Source organism: Streptomyces sp. NBC_01485, from assembly GCF_036227125.1.
GTDB lineage: Bacteria > Actinomycetota > Actinomycetes > Streptomycetales > Streptomycetaceae > Streptomyces.
On record NZ_CP109435.1, the window covers coordinates 8,745,052 to 8,758,690 of the forward strand.

Annotated in this window: 9 protein-coding genes and 2 pseudogenes; 3 read left to right on the forward strand and 8 right to left on the reverse strand. The window is 71.2% G+C overall.

The annotated features are described in order from the left end of the window. Positions 1 to 170 precede the first annotated feature (170 nt). A complete protein-coding gene (locus tag OG352_RS38235; RefSeq protein WP_329223281.1) occupies positions 171 to 2,723 on the forward strand; it encodes an NB-ARC domain-containing protein in 2,553 nt (850 codons plus the stop codon). Between the two features lie 19 nt (positions 2,724 to 2,742). On the opposite strand, the gene OG352_RS38240 is transcribed toward OG352_RS38235, so the two are convergent. From OG352_RS38240 to OG352_RS38260, 5 genes are all read right to left on the reverse strand, one after another. Then, positions 2,743 to 4,461, reverse strand: coding sequence for a hypothetical protein (locus tag OG352_RS38240; RefSeq protein WP_329223283.1), 1,719 nt, complete (start codon positions 4,459 to 4,461; stop codon positions 2,743 to 2,745). Positions 4,462 to 4,827: 366 nt separating this feature from the next. Next, a complete protein-coding gene (locus OG352_RS38245; protein WP_329223285.1) occupies positions 4,828 to 7,209 on the reverse strand; it encodes a bifunctional salicylyl-CoA 5-hydroxylase/oxidoreductase in 2,382 nt (793 codons plus the stop codon). A gap of 53 nt (positions 7,210 to 7,262) precedes the next feature. Next, entirely contained in the window at positions 7,263 to 8,951 is a 1,689-nt protein-coding gene (locus OG352_RS38250) for an AMP-binding protein (protein ID WP_329223287.1), read from the reverse strand. 41 nt (positions 8,952 to 8,992) lie between these two features. Next, complete coding sequence (locus tag OG352_RS38255; protein ID WP_443072451.1) at positions 8,993 to 9,910, reverse strand: acyl-CoA thioesterase; 918 nt, start codon at positions 9,908 to 9,910, stop codon at positions 8,993 to 8,995. Next, positions 9,907 to 10,392 carry a cupin domain-containing protein gene (locus OG352_RS38260; protein ID WP_329223289.1) on the reverse strand — a complete coding sequence of 162 codons (486 nt, stop codon included), beginning with the start codon at positions 10,390 to 10,392 and terminating at the stop codon, positions 9,907 to 9,909. Before OG352_RS38260 ends, OG352_RS38255 begins: the two co-directional genes overlap by 4 nt. A gap of 148 nt (positions 10,393 to 10,540) precedes the next feature. On the opposite strand from OG352_RS38260, the gene OG352_RS38265 reads away from it, so the two are divergent. Continuing rightward, entirely contained in the window at positions 10,541 to 10,960 is a 420-nt protein-coding gene (locus tag OG352_RS38265) for a RidA family protein (RefSeq protein WP_329223290.1), read from the forward strand. A gap of 4 nt (positions 10,961 to 10,964) precedes the next feature. Next, positions 10,965 to 11,222: pseudogene (locus OG352_RS38270) on the forward strand (AMP-binding protein); the annotation flags it as partial. Here the strand turns inward: OG352_RS38270 and OG352_RS38275 are convergent. The 3 genes and pseudogenes from OG352_RS38275 to speB all read right to left on the reverse strand — a co-directional run. Beyond that, a pseudogene (locus tag OG352_RS38275) lies at positions 11,219 to 11,584 on the reverse strand (bifunctional ornithine acetyltransferase/N-acetylglutamate synthase); the annotation flags it as partial. The pseudogenes OG352_RS38270 and OG352_RS38275 overlap by 4 nt on opposite strands. A 116-nt stretch (positions 11,585 to 11,700) precedes the next feature. Then, a complete protein-coding gene (cs1, locus tag OG352_RS38280) occupies positions 11,701 to 12,675 on the reverse strand; it encodes a clavaminate synthase Cs1 (protein ID WP_329223292.1) in 975 nt (324 codons plus the stop codon). Then, entirely contained in the window at positions 12,672 to 13,631 is a 960-nt protein-coding gene (gene speB, locus OG352_RS38285) for an agmatinase (RefSeq protein ID WP_329223293.1), read from the reverse strand. Before speB ends, cs1 begins: the two co-directional genes overlap by 4 nt. Between the last annotated feature and the right edge of the window lie 8 nt (positions 13,632 to 13,639).

The following is a 13,639-nucleotide window of genomic DNA, read 5'->3' on the forward strand; positions in this document are numbered from 1 at the left end:
GTGTTAAATGTCCGATACGTATTCGTGACCTTCGTCTCTCACCGACGTCCCGGGCTCGATCCGGCAGGTGTTGCCGCGCCGCCTGGCGAGCCGGGCTGTCCAACCGTCCAGGATCTCTCTACGGTTGATCCGACTGCCCAGCGGGGCTGGGGACGAGTGAAGGGGGCTGTGTGGAAGCCGAGTTGGCGGCACTCGCTGCGTCAGGGGCGACGACACTGGTCGGGCTGATGGTGTCGGAGTCGTGGGAGCGCGCGAAGAGCGGACTGGCCCGGTACTTCGGGCAACGCGCTTCGGGTGCCGCCGCCGAGGAAGAACTCCAGGCAGCGAGCGAGGAGCTGGACAGCGCCCGGGCGGCTGGTGACGTGGAGACCCAGGCGGATGTCCAGGCCCGGTGGCGGCAGCGGCTGGAAACGATGTTCGAGGCGGACCCTCGTGCCGCCGGGGAACTCGCACAGTTACTGTCCGAGCTGGCGCCGGACGCGTCACGCACCTTCGTGAATCTGGTCAGTGGAGGAGTGAACTACGGTCCGGCCTTCCAGGGCTCGCACATCCACGGCGGCATCACGTTCAACGTCCAGCCGGCTCCCGCGCCCGCGCACGTGCCGGGACGTGCGATCAGGCCCGATCAGGTGCCCGCCGTGACAGTCCCGTTCAGCAACAGGACGGCCGAACTCGCGATCCTGGACAAGGCACTCGGCGCACCCGGCGCGCGGGCGGGCGGCTCCGGAGCCGTCGACGTCGGGGTGCTGGACGGGCTACCAGGGGTCGGCAAGACGACCATGGCCTGGCAGTGGGCGGCAAAGGCCCGGGGGCTCTTCCCGGACGGACAGCTGTACGTGGATTTCGCGGCCCTGCGCGACCGGTCCGCGCCGGTGACCGCCGCCGGCGCGGACGTCTCCGAGGCCCTGGCCATGTGCCTGAGGTCGCTGACGGGAAGCGACGACGGCATCCCGAGCTCACTCGCGGAGCGGACCAACCTGTTCCGGTCGCGCTCGGCCGACCTGCGCATCCTGCTCGTCCTGGACGACGTGAACCAGCCCGCACAGGTTCGCGCGCTGATCCCCAAGGGGCCGGGCAGCGCGGTGCTGGTCACGAGCCAGGGCCGGCTGGGTGAGCTGGCCCTGGACGGCGCCCGGCTCATCTCCGTCAAGCCGCTGGACGCACACGGAGGGCTGACGCTGCTGAAGGACCGGTGCGGCGCGGAAGCCGTCGAGGCCGAACCGGAGGCCGCGGAGCGTCTGGTGGAGCTGTGCGGCGGTCTCCCGGTGGCCCTGCAGATCGCCGCGGCGCGACTGGGCACCGAGGACGCTGTGAGCATGACGGCACTGGCCGCCGAACTGGACGACGAGGCCGGACGACTGGCCGGGATGACACTGGAAGGCGAGGAGTTCTCGGTGTCCGCTGTTCTGGGTACCTCCTACCGGCTGCTGCCGCCGGACGCCGCCCGGCTCTACCGTCTGCTGGGATGGCTGCCGGTCGGCGTCTTCGACGCCGCCGTGGCCGCGGTCGCCGCGGACACCGACACGAGGAGCGCGAAACGCCTGCTGGGTCTGCTGGCCAAGGCGAGCCTGGTGGAGGACACGGGCGACCGCCGCTACCGCATGCACGATCTGGTCCGTCTGCATGCGCGGGAGCGCGCGGCGCAGGAGGAGCCGGACACCGAGCAGACGGCACTGACGCAGCGCGTGGGCACGCACTATCTCGTCCTCACGGCTTTCGCCGACCGGGCGCTGCGGCGGGACCGGCTGCGGATCGCCGAACTGTCCGCGCTGCTGCGGGAAGCCGACGACCCCTTCGCCGCCGCGGGCGGCCCGCCTCCGCTGGAGTGGCTGGACACCGAGCGGCCCGCCATCCTGGCGGTCCTGCGTACGGCGGTCCGACAGGGGCTGTCCATCCTGGCCTGGCAACTGGCCGAGGCGTTCACGGTGTTGTTCCTGTACCGCCGTTACCTCGGGGCGTGGAAGGAGTCGCTGGAACTCGGCGCCGAGGCCGCTGCCGCAGCCGCGGCGTCGGCGGACACGGCGGGGGAGATCGAGGAGGCCACGGCGGCCGAGGCGCGCCTGCGCAGCCTGCTGTCACGCCCCTTGCTGGACCTCGGCGAGAACGACCGCGCGGGAGCGGAACTGGCCACGGCCGTCGCCCTGGCCGAGACGTCCGGTCACCTCGTCCTGCGGGCCTCCGTACAGGAGTTCCTCGGCCGGTACCGGGATCTGTTCGAGCCGTCCAGCGCCGTCGAGGCGTACCAGCTCTCCCTCGAACTGAACGAACAGGCCGGGGAAGCCCGTGGCGCGGCCATCGCCGCCTACTTCCTCGGGTGCGCGCTGGACGCCCGCGGCGATCACGCGGAGGCCTTGGTCACGCTGAGCCGGGCGCGGCAGGACCTGGAGACCCGCGCGGAGCCCGACCGGCGGATGGCGGCCCGGGCGAGGGCCGCGATCGGCGTCGTACGCGGTCACCTCGGCGAGACCGAGGAAGCGATGCGAGAGCTGCGTGAGGCGGCCCGGGCTCTGCGCGAGGAGGCGGCGACGCACTACGAGGCGCAGGCCTTGGTACAGCTCGCCGACATCGCGGAGGGGAAGGGAGACAGCGAGAACCTGGACCTCGACCTGGACCTGGACTTGGATCTGGTGCGCGGGTGCCTGAGCCGCGCCGTCGAGATCCACGAGGCGGCCGGCAGCGGCCTGGCGGAGGGGCTGCGGCGGCGGTTGGCGGACCTGGGGTAGTCGGCCGTACGACGGACGGCTACCCGGTCGGCAGGCCGGGACGAGGGCAAGGACGAGGACGAAGGCGCAGGACGACGTCCTCGTCCCGCGTGTCGCCGATCCGCAGCGTCACCCGGGTGTCGTCCAGCGGACGACCCGCGCGCAGACACGCGTACACGACCGCTGCCGGCAGGCCCGGATCCAGTGCCGGGCCGGTGGCCGCAGCCTCCACGATCCTGCCGTCCCTGAGCCCGACCAGACAGCAGCCCCCACGCACGGCCGACACCGCGAGAAGGCTTCCGGGCAGCCGGGCGAGGGTGTCCTCGATCCAGCGCAGGGCCCCGACCGAGGTGGACGCGGGCTGGCGCCGGACGATTACGGAGGCGCTTTCGGTCAGCCGGTGGTCGCGCTCGTCGTCCGCGCAGGCCAGATGGGTGAAGGCGACACCGGAGTCCGGGCGGGTTTCGTCGTACACGGCGACGGCCGCCGGAGCGCGGCGCACGGCGACGGCCGGCTCCTCACCGTTCTCGCCGTCCTCGGCGATGTGCGTGGTCACCTGCCACGCGGTGACCGGCGAGGCGGGCGGATCCGGCACCGGCAGCACCAGGGGAGCCGGGGGCGGGGAGGACGGTTCCGGGAGCTTCAGCAGGCGGTAGAGAGAGGTGCGGAGCCGGGCGAGAGCGTGTCCGGGCTCGGCGAAGGCAAGCGCGGCGACGGCGGCGTAACGCTCGGCCGTGTGCTCGCGCGCGACGTCCTCCACCTGCTGGAGCAGATCCCCGCGAGGGTCGAGGCGGGGCGCTACGGCCGCCATGTCGTGGACGGCCGTCCCGGGCACCGCGTCGCCGCCGAACGCGGCCAGCAGCACGGGCGTACCGGCCGCCGCGCCGTACAGCGTCACCGAGCCGTGGTCGCCGACGAGGACGTCCGCCGCGACGAGCGCGGGCCGCCAGGCATGGACCGTCGGCATCAGCAGCAGTCCCGCGTCCAGGGCCGAGGCCAGCAGGGTGCGGATCTGCCATGCCCCGTGGGCCGACCACACGTTGGGGTGGATGATCGCGCCGACCCGGTACTCGTCGCAGGGGAGGTGTGCCAGCAGACGCGGGAGGAGGTCCGGGTGGCGTCCCAGGAGGGAGGTGGGACCCCAGGTGGAACTGACCATGACCAGGCGCTGGTTCTCCGCGACGCCCAGTGCCTCGCGATACGCCTCCCGGCGTGGCCGGCTGGCGACCAACTCGTCGAAGCAGGGGTCGCCGACCAGCAGCGTGTGCCCGGCCGCCTTCGGGTGCGCGGCGAGCAACTGCTCTTCCTGCGCCGGATGCGAGACCGCCAGCCAGGCCCGCCCGCTCTCCAGCAGGGAGTCCGGCACGACACCGGAGAGCCGCTCGCGTGAACTCCGGGAATCCGGCACGAACTTCTGGAAGCCGATGCCGTGCGGCAGCACCAGCACCGGACAGTCGCCTTCCGGTACGTCGACGTTCTCACTGGCGGAGAGGATGAGATCGGGGCCGGGGGAGAGGTGCCCCAACTGCTCCCAGGGCATGACCCGGCACCCGGCGGCCTGGAGGAGTTCGGCGACGCCGCCGCTGAAGGCGGACGTGGGGTCGTACGCGAAGACGACGGTCACACGGCTGTCACCGCGCAGGAGCGAGGGCAGCGTCTCGAGGACCCGTACGGTGGAGGTGACCGTGCGGGCGGTGACAACGAGGGTGCGTTCGCCGTGGAAGGTGCTCCAACGGTGGGCGTCATGTCCCACGGGCACGCGAAGCGGCCGGCTACCGAACAAGGCACCCGCCTCTAACAAACCCGCACCCCAAGCCGATCATCGGGCGGCTCGCGGCTCGCGGCTCGCGGCTCGCGGCTCGCGGCTCGCGGCTCGCGGCTCGCGGCTCGCGGCTCGCGGCTCGCGGCTCGCGGCTCGCGGCTCGCGGCTCGCGGCTCGCGGCTCGCGGCGATGGTGCTTTTATCGCAATTCAATCCGGTTGGCAATCTCTCGGGCGGTTTGTCGGCAGGTGGAAGGGTGCGTGAACTCGTACACGGTAACGAATCGCGCCGTCCGCCCCAGCAGAACCGTCGGTACCGGCCGCATCCCGTCCACAAGCCCGCCCTCTCTTCCTCCTCCCCGGCCTCAGGACACCACAGCCACCTCGCGGGACGGGACCCAGCGCAGGTGGACGGTCTGGTCGGCGTCGTCCACGCGTAGGAGCGCGAGACGGGGGCGTACGGCGTCCGTGCGGGAGGTCGGGGGCTTGCGGCTGCCTGCCCTGAACTGGACCGGCCATTCCGCGCCGGGGCCCCGGTACTCCTGGTCGGCCGCCGCGTGGAGCGTCCAGTGCGGGTCGTGGAGGTGGGTACGTCCTACGGCGCACAGGTCGGCGCGGCCTGCCAGGAGGAGGGAGTTGACGTCGTCGTACGAGGCGATCGCGCCCACCGCGATGACCGCGGTACCCGTCGCGGCGGCGACCTCGTGGCGGATCCGGTCCGCGAACGGCGTCTGGTACGAGCGGCCGTATGCGGGGCGTTCGTCCTTGGTGACCTGGCCCGACGAGACGTCGATGGCGTCGGCCCCGTGCGCGATGAACGCGCGGGCGATCTCCACCGCGTCGTGCTCGGTGTTGCCGTCCGGCACCCAGTCGGTGGCGGAAATGCGCACGATCATCGGGCGCCCGTCCGGCCAGGCGGCGCGGACGGCGTCGAAGACCTCCAGCGGGAAGCGGAGCCGGTTCTCCAGTGGGCCGCCGTACTCGTCCGCGCGGTGGTTGGCGACCGGGGAGAGGAAGGAGGACAGCAAGTAGCCGTGTGCGCAGTGGAGTTCGAGGAGGTCGAAGTCCGCATCGGCACCCCGTCGGGCGGCGGCGACGAAGTCCGCGGTCATCCGGTCCATGTCGGCGCGGGTGACCTCGCGGGGGACGGCGGAAGCGGGGCCGTACGGCAGTGGAGAGGGGCCGGTGATCTCCCAGTTGCCGTCCGGCAGCGGGTCGTCCATGCCCTCCCACATCAGGCGGGTCGAGCCCTTGCGGCCCGAGTGGCCGAGCTGGAAGCCGATGCGGGCGGTGCTCCGCTCGTGGACGTAGGAGACGATCCGCTGCCAGGAGTCGCGCTGCTCGTCGTTCCACAGGCCCGTGCAGCCGGGGGTGATGCGGGCCTCGGGCGAGACGCAGACCATCTCGGTCATCACCAGGCCGGCGCCGCCCATGGCCTTGGAGCCGAGGTGGACGAGGTGGAAGTCGCCGGGGACGCCGTCGACCGCCGAGTACATGTCCATCGGGGAGACGATCACCCGGTTCTTCAGCTCCAGTTGACCGAGGCGGTACGGCTGGAACATCGCCGGGGCGATCTCGTCGAGGCCCTGGGACGCGGCGAAGGCGGCGTCGACCCGGTCGGCGAACTCGGTGTCGCGGGTGCGGAGGTTGTCGTAGGTGATGCGGCGCGAGCGGGTGAGCAGGTTGAAGCAGAACTGGGTCGGTTCCTGGTGGACGTACATGCCGATGTTCTCGAACCACTCCAGCGAGGCCTGCGCCGCCCGCTGGGTGGACTCGACGACGGGGCGCCGCTCGGTCTCGTAGGCGATCAACGCCCGTTCGGCGTCCGGGTGTTCGTGCAGGCAGGCGGCGAGGGCGAGGGCGTCCTCCATGGCCAGCTTGGTGCCCGACCCGATCGAGAAGTGCGCCGTGTGCGCGGCGTCCCCGATGAGGACGAGGTTGCCGTCGTGCCAGCGCTCGTTGCGCACGGTCGTGAAGTTCAGCCACTTGGAGTTGTTGGCGAACACCTGGTGGCCGTGGAGTTCGTCGGCGAAGAGTTCGCGGACGCGTGCGACGGCCTGCTCGTCGGAGACGCCCGGCGCGAAGTCGGTCCCCTCGGTGGCGTCGAAGCCGGCCCGCCGCCAGACGTCCTCGTGCATCTCGACGATGAACGTGGAGCCGGACTCGGAGTAGGGGTAGCCGTGCACCTGCATGACCCCCCACTCCGTCTGCCTGACGAAGAACTGGAAGGCCTCGAATACCCGGTCCGTGCCGAGCCACATGTACTTGCTGTGCCGGCGGTCCAAGGACGGGCGGAAGACGTCCGAATGGGCCGCCCGGACCTGGGAGTTGAGGCCGTCGGCGCCCACCACCAGGTCATGCGACGCGCGCAGGCGCCCGGTGTCCGGGGCGACGGTCGAGAAGTGCAGGGCGACGCCGAGGTCGCGGCAGCGCTCCTGGAGGAGGCGGAGCAGGTCCTTGCGGCTCATGGCGGCGAAGCCCTGACCGCCGACGGTGTGGCTCTCGCCCCGGTAGTGGATGTCGATGTCGGTCCAGCGGGCGAAGCGCCGGGCCATGGCCTCGGCGATGGCGGTGTCGGCGTTCTCGATGCCGCCGAGGGTCTCGTCGGAGAAGACGACACCGAAGCCGAACGTGTCGTCGGGGGCGTTGCGTTCCCACACGGTGATCTCGTGGGCGGGGTCGAGCTGTTTCATCAGGGCTGCGAAGTACAGCCCGCCGGGACCACCGCCGATGATGGCGATTTTCAAGGGAGTTCCTCTCACCGCTACTTCCACTGCCACTGCTGCTGCCACTGCTGCTGTCATTGCTCGGCGACGGCCTCGGTGGCCTGTTCGTCCTTGACGGCCTGCTCGGCCTCGATGATCCTGCGGAGTGCGAAACGCTGAAGTTTGCCGCTGGTGTTGCGCGGCAGGGCGGCGTGGAAGCGCACCTCGCGCGGGTACTTGTAGGGGGCCAGGACCTGCTTGACGTGGTCCTGGATCTCCTTCGCCTTGGCCGCGTCCCCCGGCACCCCGTCGCGCAGGACGACGAACGCGCACACGATCGAGCCGCGCTCGGGGTCGGGGCGGGCGACGACGGCGGACTCGGCGACGTCCGGGTGGGTGTCGATGGCGGCCTCGACCTCGGGGCCGCCGATGTTGTACCCGGAGGAGACGATCATGCCGTCGCTGCGGGCGTGGTAGTGGAAGTAGCCGTCCTCGTCCCGGTGGAATATGTCGCCGGTGACGTTCCAGCCCGCGACCACGTAGTCGCGCTGTCGTGCGTCGTCGAGGTAGCGGCAGCCGACCGGGCCGATGACGCCGAGTCTGCCCGGCTCTCCGGGGCCGAGTTCCGTGCCGTCGGGGTCGAGGACGGCGGCGCGGTAGCCGGGGACCGCCTTTCCCGTGGCGCCGGGCCGGATGGCGTCGCCGGCGGCGGAGATGAAGATGTGCAGCAGCTCGGTGGCGCCGATGCCGTCGACGACCTTGAGGCCGATGCGCTCGTGCACTTCCTCCCAGGTGGAGCGGGGGATGTGCTCGCCCGCCGAGACGCCGACCCGCAGTCCGGCCAACTGCCCTGCCTTACCGTCGCGCAGGATCGCCCGGTAGGCGGTGGGCGCCGTCGCCAGGACCGTGACGCCGTGCCGCTGGACGATCTCCGCGAGCTGCGGCGGCGTGGCTGACTCGGTGAGCAGGGCGCAGGCGCCGGCCCGCAGCGGGAAGACGACCAGCATGCCGAGGCCGAAGGTGAAGGCCAGGGGCGCGGTGCAGGCGACCAGGTCGTCGGCGGCCAGGCCTAAGGCGTGGCGGCCGAAGGTGTTGTCGATGGACAGGATGTCCCGGTGGAAGTGCATGGTGATCTTCGGGACGCCGGTGCTTCCGGAGGTGGGCCCGAGGAGCGCCACGTCATCGGCGGCCGTGTCGATGTCTGTGAACTCGCCGGACTTGGCGGAGGCCCTGGCGACGAGATCCGCCGGGCCGGTGCCGCCGTACTCGACCACCGTCAGTCCGGGCAGCACGGTGTCGCGGACGGTGCGGACGTCGTCGGTGAACCGGTGGTCGACGAGGGCGACGGACGGGCGGGTGCGTTCGGCGATGGGCGTGAGTTCCCGGGCACGCAGGGCGGCCATGGTGGTCACCACGACCCCGCCGGCCTTGAGGATGCCGAGCCAACTCGCCACGGCCCAGGGGTTGTTGGGTGCGCGCAGCAGCACGCGCTGGCCGGGTACCAGGCCCAGATCCTCGGTGAGCACCTGGGCGATCTGGTTGGCGCGGGTGAGTAGTTCGCCGTACGTCCACACCTCGCCGGCGGGGGTGCGCAGGGCGGTGCGGTCGGGGCCGTACAGCGAGACGGGGGTGTCGATGAGTTCGGTCGCCGCGTTGAGCCGGGCCGGGTAGCGCAGTTCCGGTGTGGTGAACTCGATCGTCGGCCACAGGTGCGCGGGCGGAAGGTGGTCGCGCGTGAAGGTGTCGACGTGTACCGACGGCGAGAGGGAGAGCGGAAGAGTCAACGGAAGTGTCCTTCCGGGAGCCCGCCGGGAAGAGCGGCGGATCAGGTGGGGCGGATCATGCCCTCCTGGACGACGGTGGCCAGGTGACGGTGATCGCGCGTGAAGAAGCGGCCCGAGCCCAGCCCGCGCCCCGCGTCGGCGGCCACGGCTTCCTGGACGTAGAGGAGCCAGTCGCCCACCGGCCCCGGACGGTGGAACCACATGGCGTGGTCGAGGCTCGCGGTGACGAGCCCGGGCCTGGCCCAGGGCAGGTCGAGGACCCGGAGGACGGGTTCGAGGATCGTGTAGTCGCAGACGTATGCCAGGGCGGCCAGGTCCCGTTGGGCGTCGGTCAGTCCCTCGACCGGACGGAGTGTGTCGAACGGCCTGAGCCAGACCGCCTGGTGGGGGAGTCGCTCCCCGTCGACGGTCAGGTAGACCGGGCCGGGGACGTGCCGCATGTCGAAGCCGCGCCCGCCGGACCAGTAGGCCTTGGTCTGCTCGGTCATCGTGCCGCCGCCGCGTTCCGCGAGGTACTCCGCCGTGCTGGTCAGGCTCTCCGGTTCGGGCACGTCCTCGGTGAACGCGGGCTGGAAGCTCGAACCGGCCTCGCCCGCCGCGAAGTTGGCGAGGCAGACGTACAGCGGCTTGCCGTTCTGGTAGCCGCGCACCTGCCGTGTGCTGTAGCCGCGGCCGTCGCGCAGCACCTCCACCTCGTAGCGGACCTCGGCCCCGATGTCGGCGGGGCGCAGGAAGTAACTGTGCATCGAGTGCATCGACTTGCCGTCCGTCACCGACCGCATGGCCGCCGCCGCGGCCTGGGCGACCAGGTCGCCGCCGTAGGCCTTGGGCCAGGGGCAGGGCTGGGTCACGGCGGTGAAGGCGAGGTCGAAGTGCTCGGGCCGGGTGGGCTTCAGGGTGACGGCGGCGGTGAAGACGGCCGAGGTCGCGGGCGTCCCGGTCATCGGCGTCCCGGTCATCGGCGGTCCAGCCAGTCGCGCAGGTCCGCGTCGGTGACGTCGGGCAGGTTGACGACGATGTTCTCCGGCGTCCGGGTGGTCATCCAGGTCAGCGGCTTGGTCCGGGAGAGGTTGCACTCCACGTGCGGCATGAAGGGCGGCACGAAGACCCAGTCGCCCTCCTCCATGTCGACGTAGTCCTCGAACCTCTCGCCGAAGTAGATGCGGGCCCGGCCGGACAGGACGTAGCCGCCGGTCTCGGCCTCGCCGTGATGGTGGGTCACCGAGCGGTAGCCGGGTTCGTTGCTGACCTTGCCGAACCACAGGCGGGTGGCCGGGGTGTGCTGGATGCTCACGCCCGAGACACGGACGGCGCCGCCCGAGTCGGCCGTGTTCGCGCTCTCCAGGCCGCCGCGCGTGACGACCGGGGCGACGACGCCGCTGGGCAGGCGGTACATCGAGTTGTCGCCCTCCAAGCGGTACCTGCTGAGGTCGGGCTCCATGGGTTCGGCTCCGTTCGGTCGGCGAGGGACTCGGTCGGGGAGGCACCAGGATCCTGTGTCTCGTATTTTTCACGGTCGTCAATTAAAGTCAATACGACTGGCCCGATCGTGGGACCGGACAGAACGCGACGAACGATCCGGAGGCCGCATGACCACCGTCCCCGTGAACCCGAGCGCCCTGCCGAAACCGAGCGGCTACTCGCACGGCACACTCGCCGGAAACACGCTCCACCTGGGCGGACAGACCGCCCTCGACGCCGACATGAAGATCGTTCCGGGCGGCATCGTCGAGCAGTTCCGGCAGGCGTTCGGCAACGTGCTCGCCACGCTCCGCGAGGCCGGCGGCGAGCCCGAGGACCTGGTCAGCGTCACGATCTACCTCACCGACATCCCCGACTACCAGGCGCACGGCAAGGAGATCGGCAAGGTCTGGCGCGAGCTCGCCGGGCCCGTCTACCCGGCCATGGCCGGCATCGGCTGCACCGCACTGTGGCAGCCCGAGGCCATGATCGAGATCCTGGGTGTGGCCGTGATCCCGGAGCACCGGCTCACGGTCCCGCGGCCGTAGGGAGGGCAGGGGCGATCGCCGGGCGGACGCTCTCGCCGCTCGCCTCATCCGCGAGGGGGTGCGCCCGGGCGATCATGTGGGCCTCTTCGTCCGCCGCTCGATCCCCATGGTCGTAGGCCTGCTCGGCATTCTGAAGGCCGGCGCGGCCTGTGTCCCACAGGACGTGGGTCTGGCGCCCCCGGCTCAGCTCCGCCACGTCGTCGGCACCGCCGGGACCCGAGTCAGCCTCACCCTGGAGGAGTACGCGGACCGCGTGCCCGTGCGGGGGTGTTGTCGTGACGCGGCACCCGCATGCCGGCGGCCGATGACCCCGGTGGACGTGATGAGAAGGCCGGCCTCGGACACCCCCAGGGCCGTCGCCACCGACGCGCGTACCTCGCGGGCGTCGCTCTCGCCCTGGCTGCCTGTCGCGACGTTCGCGTTGCAGGCCGGCACTACTGCGTCCCGGGCACTGAGGACCACGCTCGGGCCCGCGAACCGGGGCCGGGTGAAGACCGCGCTCACCGCGCTCGGCACGGCGGAGCACACGACTGTGAAGTCGTCACGGCCGTCGTCCCCGAGGCCCACCGGAGCGGTGTGCACCCCGAATCCCCGGGGTTCGTGGTGCGGAATCCCTGTCGTCATCGGTCGTCTCCGGGGATGCGGGGATGCGGGGGTGCGGTGGACCGGCCGCGGGCCTTTCCGTGATCGCGGAACATAACCGGAAATCCACGACGGTACAGGCCCCGGCCCGGCCGCGGTCAGCCGCGCGGAGCGAACTCCACTACATCCCCGGCCCGTTCACCGCCCAGGAGCTGGCCGTTGCGGTCGGTGCGGATGTAGACACGGTGCAGCCATCGGTCCTTGCCGTCCCACCGCGGCAGGAAGGGTGTCCGCGCGTGCGTGGTACGGAAGTTGTCGATGATCAGGACGTCGCCGGGGACGAGATACACCGCTTCGGTCACCTCGTCGAGCGCCTTGGAGAGCCCGGCCAGGGCGTGGACGTCCCGGGGATCGCGCGGCGCGAGCAACTCCCGGTCGTACGCGAGGAAGGGATCCGACGGGTCGCCGTACAGCGGTTTGACCGTGGCGATGGCACCGGGGTCCTCCGCCCCGCCCCTGAAGGCGACGTCGACGCAGCACGGTACCGGCTGTTCGAAAAGGTGGCGCGCGGCGGGTTCGGGCATCAGGGGAACGGCCTTGCGGATGGAGCCGACCAGTGTCGCGGCCTTGCGCTCGTGATCGGCCCGGGAGCACGCGAGCATCACGTAGTTCGGCTGCAGCACGTGGTACGCCATCTCCGTGTGGAACTCCAGCAGTGTCTCCGAGGTCTCGGAGGACAGATGGTGGGCTCCGGGCGAGGGGTACACGTCGTGGTACACGGTGCCGGCGCGCAGTTCCCGGTAGCCGGTGTGCAGTCCGAGGCGGCGTCCGGTCACGGCGAGCGCCGCCTCCAGGTTCAGCAGCGGACGGTCCAGCGGTGCCGGGGTGGTCTCCGGGGTGCGCGGCAGTTCGTCGTCCGGTTCGACCGGCAGATTGCGCAGCAGCAGGTAGCCGTCCGTGTTGCCCCGGGAGCGGAAGTCGTCCAGCGCGGCCGCCAGGGGACCCGGGAGTGCGGCCGCGATCCGATGGGCCGTGTCGAGGAAGGCGTACAGATCACGGCGTGGTGTCCGCGGCAGTCGGGTGAAGAGCCGGAGCAGCTCCGGGGAGAACTCCGAGCAGTCGATGTGAGTCATGCGCTTTCCCCTTCTCGCGCTTTGCGCGCTGTGGCCCGTGCGTACTGGTGGAGAAGCTCGGCGCCGATCTCGGTGGCCAGGATGGACGTGATGCCGGCCGGGTCGTAGAGCGGCGAGACCTCCATGACGTCGAAGCCAACTGGCCTGAGGTCGCCGACATGACGCAGGAAGGAGAGGATCTCCCGGGAGCTCGGCCCGCCCGGTGCCGGTGTTCCGGTGCCGGGGGCGAACGCCGGGTCGACCACGTCGATGTCCACCGAGACATAGACCGGACTGTCGCCGATGGATTCCTTCGCCATCCGGGCGATACCGGCCGCGCCCGTCTCGGTGAACTCGTCGGAGGTGACGATGCGCACTCCGTGGCCGCGTGCGTAGTCGAGCGAGTCGGGCCGGGGGTTGTGACCGCGGATCCCGATCTGGAGCATCCGCTGCGGGTCGACGAGTTTCTCCTCGATGGCGTGTCTGAACGGGGTGCCGTGGTGGTATTCGCCGCCGTAGAAGGCGGGGTTGGTGTCGGAGTGGGCGTCCAGGTGCAGGACGGCCACGGGTCCGTGGCGCCGCGCGACCGCGCGCAGGGCGGCGAGGGTCAGTGAGTGGTCGCCGCCGAGCATGAGGAAGGCGTCGTTGTCGTCGAGGAGTTCGCCGAGCCGCCGCCCGGCGGTCTCCATCGCGATGTGCATGTTGAACGGCGTGAGGTCGATGTCGCCGGCGTCGACGCAGGAGATCCGGTCGAACGTGCCGGGCCCTCGGTCGATGCCCATGCCGTGGATGAGCCCCGACTCGTTGCGGATGGCCCGCGGGCCGAACCGGGCTCCGGGGCGGTAGCTCGTCCCGCCGTCGTACGGTGCTCCGACGACCACCACGTCACGGCCGCGCGGCGCCGGATCGTGGGGCAGTCGCATGAAGGTGGGGATCTGCGCGTAGCGGGGTGAGACGGTGGTGTCGACGCGTTCCACGGGGGGCT

What these genes read in the sequence shown, in the direction of transcription:
- OG352_RS38255 (WP_443072451.1), bottom strand. Translation starts at nt 9,910, where the DNA reads ATGACCGGGACGCCGATGACCGGGACGCCCGCGACCTCGGCCGTCTTC.
- OG352_RS38260 (WP_329223289.1), bottom strand. Translation starts at nt 10,392, where the DNA reads ATGGAGCCCGACCTCAGCAGGTACCGCTTGGAGGGCGACAACTCGATG.
- OG352_RS38265 (WP_329223290.1), top strand. Translation starts at nt 10,541, where the DNA reads ATGACCACCGTCCCCGTGAACCCGAGCGCCCTGCCGAAACCGAGCGGC.
- cs1 (WP_329223292.1), bottom strand. Translation starts at nt 12,675, where the DNA reads ATGACTCACATCGACTGCTCGGAGTTCTCCCCGGAGCTGCTCCGGCTC.